Annotated in this window: 16 protein-coding genes; 5 read left to right on the top strand and 11 right to left on the bottom strand. The window is 71.2% G+C overall.

The window, feature by feature from the left end:
* The 3 genes from HYV93_08225 to HYV93_08215 form a co-directional block, all read left to right on the top strand.
* On the top strand, positions 1-548 hold a 548-nt coding region (locus HYV93_08225; protein ID MBI2525956.1), incomplete at its 5' end, for a hypothetical protein.
* A 163-nt stretch (positions 549-711) separates the two neighbouring features.
* A complete protein-coding gene (locus HYV93_08220) occupies positions 712-1,077 on the top strand; it encodes a DUF2384 domain-containing protein (GenBank protein MBI2525955.1) in 366 nt (121 codons plus the stop codon).
* A gap of 28 nt (positions 1,078-1,105) precedes the next feature.
* Positions 1,106-1,726: an RES family NAD+ phosphorylase gene (locus tag HYV93_08215; GenBank protein ID MBI2525954.1), complete on the top strand. Its 621-nt coding sequence runs from the start codon at positions 1,106-1,108 to the stop codon at positions 1,724-1,726.
* 170 nt (positions 1,727-1,896) lie between these two features.
* Here the strand turns inward: HYV93_08215 and HYV93_08210 are convergent, their stop codons facing one another.
* Positions 1,897-2,562 (bottom strand): AhpC/TSA family protein, encoded by a 666-nt coding sequence (locus HYV93_08210; protein ID MBI2525953.1) that lies wholly within the window; start codon positions 2,560-2,562, stop codon positions 1,897-1,899.
* A gap of 33 nt (positions 2,563-2,595) precedes the next feature.
* Positions 2,596-5,697, bottom strand: coding sequence for an AAA family ATPase (locus tag HYV93_08205; GenBank protein ID MBI2525952.1), 3,102 nt, complete (start codon positions 5,695-5,697; stop codon positions 2,596-2,598).
* A gap of 95 nt (positions 5,698-5,792) precedes the next feature.
* Between HYV93_08205 and HYV93_08200 the strand changes: the two genes are divergently transcribed.
* Both HYV93_08200 and HYV93_08195 read left to right on the top strand, forming a co-directional pair.
* Positions 5,793-6,761 carry a DUF2182 domain-containing protein gene (locus tag HYV93_08200; protein MBI2525951.1) on the top strand — a complete coding sequence of 323 codons (969 nt, stop codon included), beginning with the start codon at positions 5,793-5,795 and terminating at the stop codon, positions 6,759-6,761.
* A gap of 13 nt (positions 6,762-6,774) precedes the next feature.
* Positions 6,775-7,374 carry a DUF1326 domain-containing protein gene (locus HYV93_08195; GenBank protein ID MBI2525950.1) on the top strand — a complete coding sequence of 200 codons (600 nt, stop codon included), beginning with the start codon at positions 6,775-6,777 and terminating at the stop codon, positions 7,372-7,374.
* A 444-nt stretch (positions 7,375-7,818) separates the two neighbouring features.
* Here HYV93_08195 and HYV93_08190 read toward each other — a convergent pair whose 3' ends face one another.
* The 9 genes from HYV93_08190 to HYV93_08150 all read right to left on the bottom strand — a co-directional run.
* Positions 7,819-8,982, bottom strand: a complete 1,164-nt coding sequence (locus tag HYV93_08190; protein MBI2525949.1) for a hypothetical protein — start codon at positions 8,980-8,982, stop codon at positions 7,819-7,821.
* A complete protein-coding gene (locus tag HYV93_08185; protein MBI2525948.1) occupies positions 8,969-10,753 on the bottom strand; it encodes an ABC transporter ATP-binding protein in 1,785 nt (594 codons plus the stop codon). Before HYV93_08185 ends, HYV93_08190 begins: the two co-directional genes overlap by 14 nt.
* Positions 10,750-13,332: a glycosyltransferase gene (locus HYV93_08180; protein ID MBI2525947.1), complete on the bottom strand. Its 2,583-nt coding sequence runs from the start codon at positions 13,330-13,332 to the stop codon at positions 10,750-10,752. The genes HYV93_08185 and HYV93_08180 overlap by 4 nt, the downstream gene beginning before the upstream one ends.
* A gap of 272 nt (positions 13,333-13,604) precedes the next feature.
* Positions 13,605-16,136: a patatin-like phospholipase family protein gene (locus HYV93_08175; GenBank protein ID MBI2525946.1), complete on the bottom strand. Its 2,532-nt coding sequence runs from the start codon at positions 16,134-16,136 to the stop codon at positions 13,605-13,607.
* Between the two features lie 431 nt (positions 16,137-16,567).
* Positions 16,568-18,031, bottom strand: coding sequence for a patatin-like phospholipase family protein (locus HYV93_08170; protein ID MBI2525945.1), 1,464 nt, complete (start codon positions 18,029-18,031; stop codon positions 16,568-16,570).
* Between the two features lie 2 nt (positions 18,032-18,033).
* Complete coding sequence (locus HYV93_08165) at positions 18,034-18,321, bottom strand: hypothetical protein (GenBank protein MBI2525944.1); 288 nt, start codon at positions 18,319-18,321, stop codon at positions 18,034-18,036.
* Between the two features lie 61 nt (positions 18,322-18,382).
* Positions 18,383-18,565: a hypothetical protein gene (locus HYV93_08160; protein ID MBI2525943.1), complete on the bottom strand. Its 183-nt coding sequence runs from the start codon at positions 18,563-18,565 to the stop codon at positions 18,383-18,385.
* 69 nt (positions 18,566-18,634) lie between these two features.
* Positions 18,635-18,916 carry a hypothetical protein gene (locus HYV93_08155; protein MBI2525942.1) on the bottom strand — a complete coding sequence of 94 codons (282 nt, stop codon included), beginning with the start codon at positions 18,914-18,916 and terminating at the stop codon, positions 18,635-18,637.
* Positions 18,913-19,278, bottom strand: a 366-nt coding sequence (locus HYV93_08150) for a hypothetical protein (GenBank protein MBI2525941.1), incomplete at its 5' end; no start/stop codon positions are given. The genes HYV93_08150 and HYV93_08155, both read right to left, overlap by 4 nt.

Genomic DNA, 19,278 nt, shown 5'->3' with positions numbered 1-19,278 from the left:
GCAAGTGGCCGCAGGCCGAGGCGCTGGTGGTCTTCGCCCGGGCGCTGGGTGCATCGCGCGCCGGCAACGCCGCCACCGCGCGGCAGGACCTGGAACGGCTCGACGCGCTTCACACCGCTCTCGTCGGGATGAAGCAAGGGTACTGGGCCGGGGAGGTCGACGTCCAGCGCCAGATCGTGAGAGCGTGGAACGCCCGCGTCGAGGGCAAGGCCGACGAGGCGATCCGTCTGATGCGGGCGGCCGCCGACGCCGAGGACCTCACCGAGAAGCACATCGTGAGCCCCGGCCGCCTGGTTCCAGCCCGCGAGCTGCTGGGCGAGATGCTGCTGGAGGCCAACCGCGCGCCGGAGGCGCTCGCCGCGTTCGAGGCCTCCCAGGGCCGGGAGCCCAATCGCCTGCGCGGATACCTCGGGGCCGCCAGGGCCGCGAAGGCAGCGGGTGACACCGCCAAGGCCCGCGCCAACTACGAGCGGCTGGTCACGCTCACGGCCAGGGCCGACACCCAGCGCCCCGAGATCAGGGAAGCGAACGCCTTCCTGGGTCGCTGACGACAGCCTGAGCGCGGATGAGAATCCAGTGGACACGCGGCAGCGAAGAAGGTAACTTTTGAGGCAGACAAAGAGGAAACTAGAGAGGAAGTGATGTCCTACGCGAGCGCACGCGCCGCGTGACCGGCAGACCCGGGTCGCCCACCGGCGGGCGGTGAAGCGAGTGGCGGCACCGCCGCGCCCCGTCCCGCTGGAGCGCGCCGTCGAGGCCGCTGACGTGGTACACGCGCTCCGTCAGTTCGGGCTCACGCAGGCGGCGATCGCGCTGGCGACTCGGGCCACCGCCCGATCCGTGCGGAACTGGCAACGGACGTCCGCGATCCGGCCCCAGGCCGAGGATCGCCTGCGCGATCTCCGGGAGATCGCTCTGCTCCTGCAGGAGACGCTGACGCGGCGGGGGGTGGGCCAGTGGCTCCGCGCGCGCAACCGGCTCCTCGGCGACCGCCGACCGCTCGAGGCCTTGGCCGCCGGCGAGACTCAGGCCGTGCGGGAGGCCGCGGCCGCCTACGTCGAGGGCGCCTACGTCTAGCCCGGGCGGCGGAATCGCCGCCGCCCGGGTGCGGATTTTCAGCGGTCGCGTGTGGCGCCAGTGCGCGCCGACGCGACACCTCCTGGACGTGGCAACGCCAGCGGCCGGGCCTGGCCGGTATCATCGCGCGGGGGACCGGGGAGCCTGGTACGCCTCGACCACCGAGCGCGGGGCGTGGGTCGAGCTCCTGCGCCACCACACCTCGAGCGAGCTCTCGCCCTTCGAGATCCGGCGCCGGATCGGGGGCGCGCGGGTCGAGAATCTCCGGGTGCTGGACCTGACCGATCCTGGGGTGCGCGACGTCCTCGCGCTGACCGAAGCCGACCTCACCGGCGATGACCTGACCCGGTGCCAGGCGCTCGGGGACGCCGCCCGGGTGGCCGGATTCGAGGGAATTCTCGCCCCGTCCGCCGCGCTGGGCGGTGAGATCGTCCTGGTCGTCTTTCCGTCGGCGATCGCCAAGGTGACCGAGGAGCACTCCCGCGTGCAGCGCGCGCCGGCCCGTCTGCAAGCTCTGGTGTCCGGCATCCGGCGTCGAGCCTCGCCCAGCGAGACCGCCACGGCCTGGCGCGGAATCAGGGTGCCGCCGGGCTACTTGCGCCCGGTTGGAGATGCTCCTCGTGGGGCACGGCGGATCTGCTCGATGTAGGGCAGGACGAACTTGTTCTCCTGGTTGTGCTGCAGCGTGGCGCGCGCGTAGTACGAGGCGACCTCGTAATCCCCGAGCTGAAAGAACGCCTTCGTGAGGTAACTGAGCGCCTGATCAATGACCGGCGCACGCGCCCATGAAGAACACGAGAACGAGCGTGGCGACGCGTCTCATCGCGGAAGCGCGCGGGCGGCTGCCAGGATCTCCTCCTCGGAGGGGAAGATCGTCAGGTCACCGATCCGCTCCCACGCCTCGACGTGGGTCCAGCGGACGATCCCCTCCCGGTCTATCAGAAAGTGGCCGGCCAGCTGCGTGCCGTGTGCCCTGAGGATCTGCTGGTCCACCTCGGTCAGCTGGAATCCTTCTCGCCGGTTCAGCTCGTCGTTGGCCTCCATCGGCTGTAGCGCCACTGCCAGCTCGCCACTCGGGTTGACGCGCACGGCGCCGAACTCTTCCGCGGTCGTCCGCAGGGGCCACTCCGACACCTCCCCGAGCTCGAACGCGGGCAGGCGGAAGAGGCGGTGGGTGCCGGCCTCCGGGTCGGCGGCCAGGAGGACGCGCGTCGGGTGGTACTTGAAGTAGAGACGGGCCCGGTCGAGGGGGGTGTTGACGACGGCCAGCGTCTCGACCCCCGCGCGATTGACTTTCTCCCGCATCGCGGTCAGCTGCACGAGCTGGCGGCGGCAAAACGGGCAGTGGAGCCCCCGGAACAGGGCGAGGAGCACCGGTCGCTTGCCGCGGAACTCCCCGAGAGAGACGGTCCCCTCGCGGTTGACCGCCGGGAGGGTGAAGTCGGGAGCCCGGTCGCCGGGCTCGAGCCGTTGGAACGAGCTCATCGTCAGGTGCACCTCCTTCGGAGCAAAGAGTCCCTACTCGAGAAACGGCAGGACGACGAGGGAGTCGGGGTCGATGCCGGCGCGCTCGCAGATCTCCTGGGCCCGCCGCATGTACTGTTCGGCCCGCTCCTCGTCTCCCTGGTCGAGATAGAGCGTACCGAGCCCATCGTAGCAGGGAAACAGGAGCTGGGGGTCGCCCACCGGCTCGGCGAGGGTGAGGGCCTCCTCGTAGCAGCGGCGCGCCTCGGCCGGGTCGCCGCCGTGGCACTGGTGGATCTGGCCGAGGACGATCAAGGGGATGGCCAGGTGGTCGAGCTGGCCGAGCCGGCGGTCCAGCTCGATGGCCGCTTGGGCGGCGCCGATCCCCTGCTCCTCACAGCGGTTGGTGAGGGCGCAGTAGGCCACGGCGAGGTTGGCGTGGAGCCGCGCCTGGAATCCCAGGTCGCCGATCTTCCGCGCCATGGCAAGCCCCCGCTGGCAGGTCTCGATGGCGCGGCCCGGGTCGAGGCTGCCGTAGAGGACGGACAGGTTCGTGTAGCCGCGGCACGCCGGCTGGAGGAGCTCTTCGGCCAGGGCGGCAGCCACGCTCTGCTCGATCTGGGCGGCGGCGTCTTGCAGGCGGCCCGTACGGGCGAGCGCGATGCCGAGGGTGTTCCGGGCGTGGGCGATGGCCGCGGCCGCCTCCTTCCGGGTGGCGGGGTCACCCGAGGCGGCGAGCCGCTCGGCGTGGGCGCCCGCGCGCTCGGCCCACTCGATGGCGCCCGGGTTGTCGCCGCTCCTGAAGGCCGCCCGGCCCATCTCCAGGTAGAGGCGGGGGAGCTCCACGTCCTCGGGCTGACCGTCCAGGAGCGATAGCCCGGTCTCGAAGCAAGCAAGGGCCCGGGAGCGGTCGCCCGCATCCCAGTGGAGCCCGCCGATCTTCCGCTGGAGCCGTGCCTGGGCGGGGCGGTCACCGGCGTGTCCTGCGAGCACGACCGCGTAGTGCTCGAGGGCCTCCGGCCGGCCACCCGTCGGCCCCAGCAGATCACCGAGCCGCTCGTGGACGTCGAGCCGCTCGGCGCCGCAGCCCTCGTCGCACTCGGCGAGCGCGCCCAGGGCGCGCCGGTAGTGGCGGAGGGCATCCTCGTTGGCGTAGATCGCCCGGGCCCAATCCCCCGCGGCTGCGAGGTAGCGCGCGCCCTTCCGCTTATCGGCGCTCAGGCCGAAGTGATGGCCGAGGGCCTCCAGGTCCTCCAGCCGCTCGGGCCTGCCACCCGCGAGCGCCTCCAGCGCGAGGCCGGCACGCCCGTGAAGCTCCATGCGCCGGCGGAGCAGGAGGCTCTGATAGACGACCTCCTGGACCAGCGCGTGGGGGAAGCGGTACTGCCGCGGCGCGGCCGCTTCCAGGAGCTCGGCCTCGCGGAGGACTGTCAGCGACGCGGCCGCCGCCTCGGGCTCGCTCACGACCTCACGGAGCAGCCGCTCGTCGAAGTCGGTGCCGAGGACGGCCGCCTCCTGGAGCGTGCGCCGCGCCGGCGGCGGCAGGCGGTCGACGCGCGAGAGGAGCAGCCCCTGGAGGGTCGGCGGCACGTCCACGGCCGCGACGTCAGCCCGGCACGTCCAGCCGGTGCCGTCCCGGGCGAGGGCGCCACTGGCGATGAGGCCGCGGACGATCTCCTCCACGTAGAAGGGCACGCCGCCGGCGCGCTGGACGATGAGCTCGCGGAGGCGCCCGGGAATGCCCGCCGCGGAACGGCCGAAGAGGGCACCCAGGAGGGCCTCGGTCTGGCCGGTCGGCAGCGCCTCGAGCCTGAGGACCGTGTGGGTCGCGCGCCGCGGCGCCAGCCGGTGCCCGTCGGGCGCGGCGCGGCGCGTGACCAGCAGCATGAAGGAGCGGTCGGCCAGGTGGTCCACCATGAATTCCAGGAGCTCCACGGAGGCGGCGTCGGCCCAGTGCAGGTCTTCCACCACGAGCACGAGCGGGCCCTGCCGGAGGCGCCACTCGAGGACGAGACGCGAGGCCAGGTAGATCTGGCGCTTGACCTGCTCGGGCTCCACCTGGGCGGGCTCGAAGGGGGCGGGCTCGAGGCCGAGAAGCCGGCCGAGGAGGGGGGCGATGCCGGCGGTCTCGTCCTCGCGGGCACCGAGGGCCGTGAGACCGGCGACGAGCTTCTTCCGCGCCACCTCGAGCGGATCCTCGGGGGCGACCTCGTATGCCTGCCGGAGGAACGCGGCCACGACGCCGTAGGTCTGCTCACCGAGCGACGAGCAGGCGGCCTGGCGCACGGTCACTCCGCGGAGCCGCCCTCCGGCGTCAAGCACCTGGAGGAACTCGCGCAGGAGCCGGGACTTGCCGACTCCGGCGTCGCCGATGAGGCTCACCACCTGCGCGCGCCCCTGCACCGCCGTGTCGAAGGCTGCCAGGAGTCTTGTGAGCTCCGCCTCGCGGCCGACGAGCGGGGCGGCGAGGCCGTGGGCTTCGAGGCCGCGCGCCGAGCGCGGGGCAGCCAGGAGTCCCGACAGCCGGTAGGCGGCGACGGGCTCGGACCTGCCCTTCACCTGGAGATTGCCTGCCGCCTCGAAGGCGAAGGCGTGCTGGGCGAGACGCCAGGTGGCCTCGCTGGCGAGGACCTGACCCGGCGGCGCCACGCTCTGGAGGCGCGACGCCGTGTTGACAGTGTCGCCCGTGACGGCGTAGGCGCCACCCTTGTCGGCGCCGATGCTCCCCGCGACGACGGGCCCGGTGTTGACGCCCACGTGGAGGGCGAGCGCGGTGCCCAGGCGTGCCTGCCAGCGGCCGTTGAGCGCCGCCGTCCGCTCCTGCATGGCCAGCGCGGCGCGGAGGGCGCGCTCGGGGTCGTCCTCGTGGGCCACCGGCGCGCCAAAGACCGCCATGACGGCGTCGCCCACGAACTTCTCGACGAAGCCGCCGTACTGCTGGATCGCCGCGGCCATCTCCTGGAAGAGGTCGCTCTGGACGGCGCGGACGTCCTCGGGGTCCAGGCGCTCGGCCAGCGCGGTGAAGCCCGAGAGGTCGGCGAAGACGACCGTGACGGTGCGCCGGTCGGCCTCGGGCTCGCGCTCGAGCTTGCGGCCACACCTGGGGCAGAAGGCGAAGTCCGGCGGGCCCTCGAATCCGCAGTCCCCACAGGTCACGCCGGCTGCCCTTCTCGCGGCACCCCTCAAGAGTAGTCTGCAGCGGTGAAGGGGTCAAACACGCGGGCGGGCTCCTACGGGCCCGCCGCCGGACGATGGGCTGCGGGCAGCCTCCATCGGGCGTGACCCGGGGTCGGCCATCGCCAGGCACTCGCAGGTGTTGCGCTGCGTCGCTCGACCTTGACAGGCCCCCCGTGTTCTCCGAGACTTGCCTCCATCGTTCTCGACGCCATTCACGCCAGCGCCCCGCCCGTGCCCGAGGAGGCGCGGAACGAGTGAGCACGACGCTCGACGCCGTTGTCAGGCGCGACCGCGCCATCGTCGGCGCCGGGCTCGCCGGCCTCGCCATCCTGGCGTGGCTGTATGTCCTGCGTCTGGCCCAGGCGATGTCGGACCTCGACATGCACGCGGCCCTGGGCATGGCGGGTCCCCAGATGCACGGCTGGCACCTGGCCGACGGGCTCCTGACCTTCCTCATGTGGTCGGTGATGATGGCCGCCATGATGATCCCCGCCGCCAGCCCCATGGTGCTGATGTTCGCCCGCATCGCTCGCTCGCGACCGGCAGCGGGTCGGCCCTTCGCGCAAACCGGCGTCTTCGTCCTCGGCTATCTCCTCGTCTGGGCGACCTACAGCGCCCTCGCCACCCTCGCTCAGTGGGGACTCCACAGCGCCGCCCTGCTCTCCCCCATGCTGATGACCACCAGCCGCCATCTCGGCGGAGCGCTCCTCATCGCGGCGGGCATCTTCCAGTGGACGCCGCTCAAGGACAGGTGTCTCCGGGTCTGCCGGTCCCCGCTCGCCTTCATCATGAGCGAGTGGCGGGAGGGATCGGCGGGCGCGCTGAGCATGGGGCTCCGTCACGGGGCCTACTGCGTCGGTTGCTGCTGGGTGCTGATGGCCCTTCTGTTCGTGGCCGGCGTGATGAATCTCGTCTGGGTGGCCGCCCTCGCCGCCTTCGTGCTGATCGAGAAGATGGCTCCGGGCGAGCAAAGGGTGACCCGTGTCGCGGGCGTCGTGCTCGTGGTCGCGGGGACACTCCTCATGACACCTCTCTGGCGCTGAAAGGAGGGAGAGCATGCCCTGGAACGTGAGCGGACAGGCCCTGGAGCTGTGTAACTGCGCGGTGCTGTGCGGGTGCTGGCTCGGACCGGCGAAGCCGGATCAGGGATGGTGCGGAGGGACCTTCGTCTTCGATATCCAGCGCGGAACGGCCGACGGCGTGGACCTCGCGGGCAAGAAGGTCGCGCTCTCCGCCGAGTGGCCGGGCGACTTCTGGTCGGGCAAGGGCAAGGCGCGACTGTACATCGACGAGAGCGCGACGGCCGCCCAGCGCCGGGAGCTCGAGGCCATATTCTCCGGCAAGAAGGGCGGGCTGTTCGAGCCCCTGCTGGGCGGAATCATCAGCATGTGGCTGCCGGCGCGCGTGACGAAGATCGCCGTGGAGCACGGCGAGAGCCCGTCGGCGACCGTCGGCGATGTCGGACACGTCTCGATGCGCCCGCTCAAGGACGGGACGGGAAAGCCGACGCGGATCGAGGGCGCCGCCGCTCAGGCCGCGTTCCAGATCGACCGAATGCACGTCGCCAGCAGCAAGGGCAGCCGGTGGTCCGATCCCGAGCTCCGAGCGTGGGAGGGCGACTCGGGCAATCTCATTGCCTTCGACTGGAAGAGCTGACAGTCGTCCTGGTCGGGCCGCTCCCCGCCGGGCGGCCCGACCACGTCGTCCACCCGCGCCGCCCCCGAGCCGCCAGCGCGGGCTGTGAGGCACCGCCAAGCTGGTCAGTTGGCCCAGCACTGCCTCGGTGGACACCCGAGACCGACCAAGATCTTGGGCGATGACAGAAAACAGGTGATCGGACTGCTTGGCCTCAGCCCCGGCTCGAGCCCACCCTCTTCGAGAGGTCCAAGCCTGTCGAAGGGGGGCCACATGGCTGGACGGAGGATTTCCGGTGACCGCTACTTGTGCCCCCGGAGGATCATCACGTAGAATCCGCAGTCCCCACAGGTCACGCCGGCTGCCCTTCTCGCGGCACTCCTGAAGAGTAGTCTGCAGCGGTGGAGGGGTCAAACACGCGGCTGCCGCCGGCTCACCGGACTGCGGGGCCGGCAACCGCCGCGGTCAGAGTCCCGCTTCGCGGCAGAGCTCCGCCAGCACCTGGTCCGAACCGAAGTAGCCGGCGGCGATGTCCCGCGCCGCCCGGCACTGGTCAGCGTAGTCGCGGTTGATCTCCTCGATGGCCGCCGCCGCCTCCTCGGGAGTGGAAAAGGCGAAGAGACCGCGGCCCGTCGGGACGAACTTGCTGAAGCCGGTCTCCTGGGTGACCACCGGCTTTCCGGCGGCCAGGTAGCAGACGCTGCGGTCGCTGAACCACCCCGAGCGCGTGCGGGCCACCAGGTCCTTCGCCACCGTGAACTCGCCTCGGGCGGCATAGATGTGTTCCTGGTACGCGATGGTGTCGCGCGACTTCTCGTAGCCGTCCGCCAGCTGCCAGCCCGACTCGCGCAGCAGCTCCCGGGCCCCCGGATCGACATTCCCGATCGCCAGCTCCAGCGGCTGGGATGTCAGCTGCGGAAGATTGACGACGCGCAGGAAGTTGACGTGCTTGGACCAGTAGTAGGTCTGTCCCGCGAACTGGACGTCCTTGCTGACGTTCTCCCACGTGCCGATCGTGGTGAAGCGCTCGGCCGCAGGATCGAAGCGCGGCTCCCAGAGATCCAGGACGACGGGCGGCCGCGTCGGTCTCCAGTCGAATCCCTCGAGGGGGATCGGACAGTCCGGCTGGCCCAGGTTCTCGCCGTAGGTGAAGTGGTGGGTGTGGGCCGCCAGCGTGGCGATGGTCCTCGCGTTGTTCTCCATGACCAGGATCTGGTCGTGCACGGGATCGGTCTGCACGTAGACGCGGATCGGGCAGCGCAGGTGCTCTTCGCGCAGCCGGCTCGCGCCGCACACGTTGAGCAGGGCATCGGCCTCGCGGTAGAGCCGCTCGAGCCGCTCGCGCGGAAGCCCGTAGCAGCGGTCCCGGAGCAGGTCGCGGTACGCCCAGCGATCCCCGAGCCCGAACCGCTCCATGGTCCGGCGCAGGAACTCGACGCCGTACCCGCAGTCCTCCGTCACGCTCCGGAGCCGGGGATCGTAGGGCGGCGCCCAGGAGTCCTCGACGTAGTACACGTCGTAGCCCAGCCGGGCGAGGCCGACGACGTAGTGGACGGCCTGCCAGCCAATGCCGCCCATCGGGTACTGCCCGGCCAGATGGAGCACGAGGATCCGCCTATGGGAGCGCAAGCGGGTCCTCCTTCCGGACGCCGTCCTGCAGCCGGTACAGTGAGGCGAACGTGCCGCGGGCCTCCATGAGGGCTTCGAAGCCGCCTTGCTCCACGACGTGACCGTCGCGAAGGACCACGATCAGGTCGGCCTTCCGCACCGTGGACAGCCGGTGGGCGATGATGAACGTGGTGCGCCCGGCGGTCAGCCGCTCGAGCCCCTGCAGGATGAGGAACTCGGTCTCGGCGTCCACCGACGAGGTGGGCTCATCCAGGATGAGGATCGGCGAGTTCCGGAGGATGGCGCGCGCGATGGTGAGCCGCTGCTTCTCGCCTTCCGACAGGGTGACGCCCTGCTCTCCGACCAGCGTCTCGTATCCCCTGGGAAGCCTCATGATCATGTCGTCGATGCAGGCCAGTCGGGCGGCGGAGATGATCTCGTCGGGGCGCGCGCCGGGGCGTCCGAACGCGATGTTGTCGCGCAGGGTGGTCGGGAACACCAGCGGCGGCTGGAGCACCATGGCGATCTGCCGGCGCAGCGAGGCGAGCCGGTACTCCCGCGCGTCCCGGCCGTCGACGACGAGGCGGCCCGCGGTCGGGTCGTAGAAGCGCGGGAGGAGGCTCAGCAGGGTGGACTTTCCGGCTCCCGTCGGCCCCGCGATGGCCACCTTCTGCCCCGGCCGGACGCGGAGGGTCACCCCGGCCAGCACCGGACGGCCCGGCGTGTACGCGAAGGAGACGCTCTCCCACGCCACCTCGCCCACCGCCCCCGGCGAGGGAAACTCATCCGCGCCGTCCGCGATCTCCCGCTCGACGTCCAGCACGTCGAACACGCGTTGCACCCCGGCCCTGGAGCCCTGGGCGAATCCGTAGGTCTGGAACAGGCTGTTGATGGGGCCGTAGAGCGAAGCCAGATAGGAGACGAAGATCACCAGGGAGCCCAGGCTCAGCGAGCCGTCCAGGACGTGCCGCGCCCCCACCCAGACGACCGCGGCCGTGCCCAGGGCGATCACCACGTTCACCACGCTCGAGTAGAACGTCTGCAGCGTGTAGAGCCGCAGCCCCGCGGCGAGGCTCTGCCGGTTGGCCGTCATGAACCGCCGGTGCTCGTCTTCCTCGCGCGTGAACGCCTGGATCACCCGCATCGTGGACATGGTCTGCTGGACGACGGCGTAGACCTCGCTCTCGTGCCGGCGGACCTCCCCCGCCACCCGGGTGAGCCGGGCGTTGAGCCGCGCGATGGCCGCGAAGAGCGCCGGACACACACCGAGCGCCAGCAGCGTCAGCGTCCAGTCGAGCCGGAGCATGATCACGCTCATCCCCACGAGGAGGATCAGGGCGGTCACGGCTGGAAAGAGGCTGTTCATGGTCAGGCTCTGGAGGGCGAAGGTGTCGGCGGTGACGCGGTAGAGCAGGTCGCCGACCTGGGCCCGGCTGTGGAAGGCGAGGGAGAGCCGGTGGAGATGGCTGTAGAGGTCGCTCCGCAGCTCGCTCACCATTCGCTGGCCGACGCGGATCGTGGTGAAGTTGTTCAGGACGGTGAGGGTGCCGAGCACGGCGTAGATGAGCACGAGGGCCGCGCACGCCGCGAGCAGCAGGGCCTCGGGGGACCATCCGGCCGGCCAGCCCCGGGGCGGCGCCTGCCCCCCGAGCACCGAGTCGATGACGACCTTGAGCGGCCAGGGCTTGAGCAGCTCGCAGACGCCGATGAGCAGCACCTGGACGAGCGCCCAGAGCAGCGGCAGGCGGTGCGGGCGCAGGTAGGTCAGCACCCGGGACGAGAACGCGCTCACGTCGCTGCTGCCGCGGGAGCCTGCAGCGGCGGCGCATAGTGTAGCCGGGTCTGCCGCGCCACCGCCTGCAGGGAGCGATGAAGCGTCCGGCCGAGCTTCAAGGCTTCCCGGCCAAATGCCGCCGCGCCGACGGCGGCCCCGCCGAGGCCGGCGGTGACCAGGATCCCGGAGCCGAGCGCCACGCCGAGCGCACCGAGGAGGAGCGCGCCGCCGCCCACGAGCCGGCCGAGGAGCGAGCCCCGCACGGCGCACTTGACGCGCAGGACCCGGCGGCCCGCGCCGTGATACTCCGTGGCCACCGTGACGCGTCCCCTCGACCAGAGCCCTCCATACACCTCGAGGTCCCACTCACTCCACCCCTGATCCACCAGGACGAAGTACTTCCGCGCGGCGACGGCTTCCCGGAGACCTTCCAGCACCGCTTCCTTCTCCAGCCCGTCCTCGGTCCAGAACGCGACGGACAGCGCCCCTTCCCGCCACGACACCGGCAGCGCCCGGACGGGCCGGCCCCCCTCGTCGGGCTCGGCGGCCGACAGCCCGCGCGCCAGCCAGCGATAGCGCTCGAAACAGCGGACGAGCGGGCCCACAGAGGTGAGGAGCGCGATCAGCAGGCGGCCGCGAAGACTGTCCGCCCGCACGTCCACGCGGGCGCGCAGCGCCGCTCCCAGGCAGCAGCCCCACGTCAGCAGCAGCGGTGCCGCGCCCAGCCACGCCCAGCCGCCCCGGACGAGGGCGACGGCCAGGAGCGCAGCGGCCGCCGCGTTCCACTCCAGCGTGAGCGGCAGGTGCGCGAGGAGACCCGACGGCGGCTGGTAGAGCGTCTGGAACAGGCCGCGGCCGAAGACGCCACCGTAGATGACCGGGCGCCGGAGCGAGAGCAGCGAGGTGAACAGGGAGTAGATGCCCCCGTAGATCCGGCCGCGCCACCGCGAGTAGCCGAGCGCGTTGAAGCGCTGCTGATGCCGGAAATACAGCAGCCCCTCGGCCTTGCCGTAGCCCCGCTGCTGCCCGATGTAGGCCTGCACGGTATTGCGCCGGAAGTGCCAGACCATGGCGGCGGGGCTGAAGGCGATGCGATGGCCGCGCTCCTGCAGCCGCCAGCACAGATCCACGTCGTCGCCGGCGGCGCGGAAGATCGGGTCGAAGCCGCCGATCTCCTCGAGCATCTCCCGGCGAAACGCCATGTTGCAGCCCGGAATGTGCTCGGCCTCCTCGTGGGTCAGCAGCACGTGGAGCGGCCCGCCTGGCGCGGCGGCCACGCACGAGGCGACCAGCGAGTCCTCCGGCGGCGGCAGGTTGGGCCCGCCGACCGCCGGCCATCCCGAGGAGAGGAACGCAGCGACCAGATAGTGCAGCCAGTCCGGATCCGCGACGCAGTCGGAATCGGTGAAGGCGACGATGTCGCCGACCGACGCGGCAATGCCGACATTCCGGGCGGCGCTCAGCCCCCGGTTCTCCTGGTGGATCACGTGGACGCCCTCGTACTCGTCGGCGATCTGCCCCGTGCGGTCCGTGGACCCGTCGTCCACGACCACGACCTCGTAGGCGGGGTAGCGGAGCTCCCGCAGCGAGTCGAGGCAGGCGGCGATGGTGCTCTCGGCGTTGTACGCGCACACCACGACGGATACCTTCGGGTATTCGGACAGGGCGGGGAGCCCGTCCGTGGTGTACCGGCGCTGCACCGCGTGGAAGGCGGGCTTCCGGCGCCGCCCGCGGTCCACGAGCCCGAACCCCCAGTCTGTCACGGCGTGACCGCCCGTGAACCACTCATCGGTGAACGAGAAGACGCAGGTACCCGCCACGCCCATCTCGAGCGCCGTCCGGACCTGCCACGACAGCGTCGCGGCCTGCGCCTGCTCGCCCTCGCGCACGGAGTCCATCCCGAACTCCGTGAGGACGAGCGGCCGGTCCCCCGCCAGCGTGTGCAGGCGGTGCAGGTACCGGCGGAGATCCGCCTCCCGGTGCAGGTAGACGTTGAACGCGAGAAAGTCGGTGAACTCCGTCTCCAGGTACTCGGTGGAGGGGAAGTTGGCATAGCCCACGAGCGTGTCGGGCTCGAGGCCCTTGACGACGTCCACGAGCTCGCGGAGGAAGGCGGCGACCCTCCGGGCTCCGTTCCAGCGGACGATGTCCGGCGGGATCTCGTTCCCCACGAGATACGCCGCCACCGCCGGATGGCCGCGGCACCCCTCCACCGCCTCCGTGATCGTCCGGCGAATCGACCGGATGACCTCCGTCGAGTCGAGAAAGCAGATGTGCTCGGCCCACGGGATCCCCACGAGCACGCGCAGGTCGCGCTGGTCGGCCAGATCCAGGAGCCAGCGGGGCGGAACGGTGAAGGTTCGAAGCGTGTTGGCCCCGAGCTCGGCGATGAGGGCCAGGTCGCCCTTGACGGTGTCGCGGTCGGGGAACTGGATGCCGGAGCCATCGGGCGCGAACGGCCCGTACGTGATCCCCTTGAGCAGGACCTTCTCGACTCCGGAGAAGAAGAACTTCCCGCGCGCCGCGAGTCTGCCGTTCCACGGTGACAGCGGCGCGGCCCCGGTGGGTGGCGGGACGGCGATCGATCGAGGCTGCATGAATCCGAACCTCCCCTCGGCGGGCGTGGTCGGGGTCGGCCAGCGATCCACGGCGGTCCTTCTCGAACTCGCTGGGGCTGGACAGGCAATCGGTGTGCCAGACGTCCCGGCAGGGCGCCAGACCGCAAGCCCCCCCCGACTTACAGGGACTAATGGACCGAGGGCGGGTGCCCGAGCGGGCCGGCGCTCCCCGAGCGGGGAATGGAGGTTACGTTCTTACACGACGGCACGGCAAGAGTTACTCTGGGACCGACGTCCGGCCGTCCCTCGACTCACGGCACGGCTTGCACGTGCTGCTGAGCGCGCGTGACGAAGTCGGCGAGGTCGGCGGGGGGCCCGGCCCGAAGAATCGCCTCGATCTCCCAGAGCCCGAGCCGCCGGTAGCTCTCGAACTGTGACTCGCTGAACCACTGATCGGCGGTGGGCTCCTGGGGGAACTCCTTGCTGCGTCGAGCGTAGGCGACGACGTCGGCCGGCTCGCCACCGCCGAGGGCCGGTTTCACGTACACGAGCCACCCGTCGTCGGCCGCGCTCGTGCCGTCCACCGCGGAGTACCGGATGCGGCCGACGGCGCAGCAGGCTCCGGGGCCCCTGCCCCGGGGCCGCATCTTCATGGCCTCCATCTCGATCTCGACACCGAGGTCGATCCGGATCTTGCGGATCGCGCTCCCGAGGTCATCGAAGCCGCACTGGGGGTCGCACCCGGCGTCGCTCACCACGACGATCTGGCAGCGGCGGAGAATCATCTCGACCAGGCCGAGATTGTCGAAGTGGCCGCCGTCGGAGAGGTAGACATAGCGCCGCCGGTCGTTGGTGAGGCCGAGCGCCTCGGCGAGAATCGCCAGAAACGCGAGCCGGGGGGAACGGTTCCTGTAGGTGTACGCCCCGTGCACGCCCGGGTTGCCGAGCCACCACCCCAGGCGCGCGTTGAACAGCGTCATCAGGAACGTCACCAGCGGCGACGAGTGATAGCCCATGTTGGGGCTCGCCGCGGCGCCGGAGATGGCGACCGCCGTGCCCAGGCTCATCCCGCTGGGGCCGCCGTAGTCGCCACTCGGCCGATACCCCACGTGGTAGCTGCCGGCGTGGAGCTTCGTGATGGTGAAGGTCTCCGCCTTGCGCTCCTGCCAGGCGAGCTTGTCGCCGGCGACGAGGTTGAGGGCCATGTTCACGACGTGGAGCGGGCGCACGACCTGGAGGTCTCGCAGGTACACGTTGTCTTCGCGGTCGAAGCCGGTGAATCGGTTGGGGCGGCGCGGCACGCGCGAGGCGCCGATGTAGGCGCGGATCAACCGGTTCCGGTACATCGCGTGGAGCGAGAACTTGTTGACGTTCACCACCACGCTCATCGCGACGCTCACCACGACGAGTCCGACGATCAACGCCAGGACGAGCCACACGTCGGCCCCAGCGACGATCTCGGAATGGCGCGTCGCGTCCCTCGGGAGCGCCGTCGCGGGCGCCGCCCACGAGGGCAGCTTCGCCCGGACCCAGTCGAGCCCGACGAGGGCCCAGTCGGTTCCCATCGACAGGAACACGGCGATGCAGGCCGCAAGGACCGGTGCGGCCAGGACCGGTGCGCGGGCGCGCACGAGCGAGAGGAGCTTGCTCGACCGCTCCGTCCGCTCGGAGGCTGCGGTGCGGGCGCTGGCCCCGAGCAGCACCGTCACGGCGGCCGCGACGCCGCCCAGCGAACCGACCCATCGCTTGAGGTCGGCGATCCACTCCGGCCCCCAGATCACGATCGCGCTCGGCACGCTCCACCCCACCATCGCGATCATGATCCAGGCGCCCGCCCGGGACCACCACTCCCGGTCCTCGTCGCTGGTCATCCGGCTGGCGAAGCCGATGAAGAGCGTGGCGGCCACGAGCACCGCGGCCAGCACCAGCGGGACGGCGAGCGCCGCGCCGAGATGCGGGGTCTGCTCGAGGCTCGGGAGCACCACATCGGCCAGGACGCCGCCGGCCAGGCCGCCGAGGACGCCGGTGAGGGCGACGACCAGGAGGCTCACCCGATCCCAGAGATGGAGGCGCCAGGAATAGACCGCGAATGCGGCGACATGAAGGAGGACGCCGAAGAGCGCGAAGCCCCCCCAGTCCCGCCCGCTCAGCTCGGGCGTGCCCCGCCAGCGCCAGTAGAGCGTCAGCAAGAGCGCTGACACGACAAGGGGCAGGAGGCACCACACGAGGAACTGGCCCTGCCCCAGGCCCTGCCTGCGCTCCGGTGGCCGGTGGTCGCGGTAGCTCGGGCGCTCGTACCCGATGCAGGCGATCGCCAGGACGCTCAGGAGGAACCCGACGACCAGCAGCGCCTCGGGCCATCCGAGCGCCCACCCGCCGACGTTGACCGAGGCCGGGGCCGGCGCGACGGCGTAGAGTGCCACGACCAGGCGCGGCAGCGCCAGCACGGCGGCGAGAAGTGGCACCAGCACGAGCCAGTTGAGGAACAGATTGCGGAGGTAGGTCGCGGCAAGCGTCCACGTATCGGCCGAGAGCAGGCCGAGGCGGGGGCTCAAGTAGTTGCTGTACTCGCGGAGGCGGTGGATGGGGCGCAGTTCCGGCGTGAGGCCCGAGGTTGGCGGGGCGGCCAGCTCGGCGACGACGCCCGGCGCGCCTTGCGGGTGTCGGTGGCTCCAGGCGGTGAGCCAGCTTCCGATGAAGCCGCCACCCGATACCGTCGAGAGATAGTCGAAGCGGCTCAACAGGCCTGCCCGGGCCAAGCCCTGCAACACGCCGAGCGCGAACGTGGCGCTGCGGATGCCGCCGCCCGACAGGCAGAGGGCGGCCAGCTTCGCGGCGCGCATCCGCTCCCAGATCGCGGCCAGGCGCGCCTGATGCACGGGCACGATCAATCCACGGTAGGCCGCGTCGAGGAGAAGCCGGTTCACGTGGACGAGATCGTCGCCCGTCGGATGCTGCGCCAGGAGCGTTGCCAGCTCCTCGTCGACGTCCCCCTCGAGCAGCCGGGCGTCGCAGAGGACCTGCTGCGACTGGAGGAGCGGGTTCAGCATCGCGACCAGCGCCGTGGCATCGGCCGGCGCGGCCAGGCCGGCAGCGAGCCGCGGTCGGAGGGCCGCGGACACCCGGTCCGCTGGGTCGCGCAGCCGCCCGAGGAGTCCGGCCGGATCGATGAGGTGATCCGGGCGAAGGAGCCAGGTCGTCTCGCCGGACGGCAGCGGCGCGTGGAGTGCCCCGTACTCGGCTTCGAGGACCTGGCTGACGTGGAGTGGCGCGCTCACTTCTGCGTCGCCGGGCAGGCGCGGTCGACGAGCGCCGCGTCCATCGCGGCGGGCCTCGGCGTCCAGCCGTCGTCGATGGCCTTCATCGCGTCGTTGAAGTCGGCGGATGTCATCACCAGGACATAGCCCGCGCGACGCAGCAGCTCGACCTGGTCGTCGGAGAGCTGGAACGACGTGGGGAGCTCCTCCAGGCACCGGCGCAGGCGATCGCGGTCCGGGCTGCCGTGGAACCCGTCGAACGAGACCTCGACGGCGTGCAGGGGGACGGGCTGCGCCACGCCAGGCAGCGGCTGGCCGCAGGCCTCCAGGCGGGCCCGGCACGCCGCGTAGTCCTGGAACGACTCGCGCAGGCGATCGAAGTAGTCGGTGACGAGCTGCACCGTGTCGAACGAGTAGTTGTCCATCGGTCCCGTGGTGACGAAGCCCAGGACGGAGAAGAGGCCCGGAGCGGACCGGCGCGCGTCCCAGGTCGTGCGGTGCTTCGTCTTGGCGTTCGCGGTGATGACGACGACGCGCTGGACGACGCCCTGGTTCATCCCCTGGATGAGGCTCCAGCCGCTGTCCCCGCTGGTGAGCGCCAGGTAGGGGCCGCGGAGGCCGATGTTGTCCGCGAGACCACCGTCGAGGAGGTGAACGAACGGCCGCTCGGCCTTCTGGTCCTGATAGGAGGCCGCGTCGCGTCCGCGCACACGCCGCCGCGCGGGGTTGTCGCGGGCCTTGGCGTTCCTGAGCCACGTCGGCTCCTGATAGTTGCAGCCCCCGGCCGCGTAGTTCGTCACGGTGAGCGGGCTGAGCAGGCCGGGAAACGCCGAGGACGCGGCCACGCCGGTGGCGATCTTCACCGAGGCGAGGTCGGAGCACAGCAGGTCGAACTGGTCCTGCGTGAACTCGAACCGCTGGCCGAGCGACATGTCGGTGGCGTTGAGGATGATGTACGGCTTGCGCCCCATGAGGTCGCGGAACGTCTTGCCCTCGAAGATCTGCCCGTCGTACAGCTCGGCGGCGAGATTGATGCGGTCGAAGCTCGGCGACATGAGGCGGACCCAGGTCCACGGCGCGAGCGCGCGCCCGATGAGGGCGCTCTGGAACTGGATCTTCTCGTGCAGGAACGTGTCGCGGCCCGCGTCCGTGAACATGGCGTCTCGGAACAGCCCGTAGTAGGCCGCGGTGAAGCTGCCGCCCGACACGGACGAGATGACGTCGACGTCCTCGAGCAGGGGGCGGCCGCCCGTGTGGCGCGCGTCCCGGAGCGCCTCCATCACGCCATAGGAGAAGGCGGCCGCCCGCGTGCCGCCCCCGGAGAAGGCGAGGACCACGAACAGCTCGTCGCCGTTGCCGTCCTTCGAAAGCGTGTCGTAGCGATACCCGCTGGTGCCGTCGAACATCCCGAGCTTCCTGTTCACGGGCCCCGCACACCCGGCGACGAGAAAGGCGAGGACGAGGGCGCCGAGCGTGCGCATGCCTACACCTGCGTGAAGACGACGCGGAGGGGGTGGAGGATGCCCGTGTTCTTCACCCTCGCGTCCTGGAACGGTGGCGCCACATCGGTGCCGCTCAGGCGGAAGGTGTGCAGGCCGTCCTCGACGAGGAGCGTGCGATAGTACCCGTCGACGTCCCGGTTGGAGCCCTGAGTCTTGTCGTCGACGAAGACTTCCCGAGATCCGGGGAATTCCACGATGACCCAGCCCATGGCGCCTCCGTCGAACCTCCTGGGCCGCTCCTGCCTGGGCACGCCCATGGTCGTGAACACGACTCGCTCACGGCGGGGTGCCGCGCCCTGATCGCCCCCGCCCCGCCCCCTCGCCCGGCCACTACGTGCGGGCCCGCTCGGTGAGCAAGCGCACGAGGGCGCCGTGGATGGCCGCCGCCTTGTCCCGCAGTGCCTCGTCCGTATTGCCCGCGATCGGGTGCGCGATGACCGCGAACGGATAGTCGGGGAGCCCGCTCGCCCGGGCCATGGCGCGGGCAGTGACCTCGAAGCGGTCGGTGATCACCGCCGCCGCGGGGATGCCGAGCCGCTCCGACGAGATCGCGTCGTGCAGACTGCACGACGAACAGCTCCCTCAGTCGCCGACGGCGGAGACGATGGCGTCGGCCGCCGACAGCTCGGCGAGCATCTCCCTCGGCGCCGGCCGGCTCGAATCCGGCTTGCGCCGGCGGATGACCTCGCGGACGCCGTCGCGCTCCCGCAGCAGCGCCTCGAGATGATCGAAGAAGCGCGCGGTGCCGATCTTGGCGTTGTCGATGAACCCCACGGTGGCGCCGCGGAGCGAGGCGAGCGGCGGCGCCAGGCGGGGGGCCTCGCCCTCGGGGTCGAGGCGCGGGTCGAGCACGCGGATGCTCATGCGGTTGCCCTCTCCTCCGCCGCGGGAGCGCGGATGATCTCGGTGACGGCCAGGGACTTGGCTCCGTACCACGGCGGCACGATCACGCCGAAGCCGCCGGCCGGACCGCCGGCGGCCACGAGCAGGAGATCGTCGGGCGACCGGAGCGCCGTGTACACGCGCGCCTCGTCCTTCCCGCCCGCCACGGCCGCCTTGCCCACCGTCCGCCACTCGCCGCGGGTGACGCGCGCGCGCTCGAAGACGTACTCGCGCACGTCCTGCTTCGACCAGCCCGCGGCGCCGAGCAGCTCGCGCTGCTGGGGCGCCATCACGAGGGCATAGTTGCCCGCCCAGATCGAATACGTGAGCATGTTGGCGCGGAT

The sequence above is a fragment of the Candidatus Rokuibacteriota bacterium genome, assembly GCA_016188005.1.
Classification (GTDB): domain Bacteria; phylum Methylomirabilota; class Methylomirabilia; order Rokubacteriales; family CSP1-6; genus UBA12499.
Note: the sequence above shows the minus strand (reverse complement) of the source record. Positions and strands in the feature narration are given on the sequence as shown.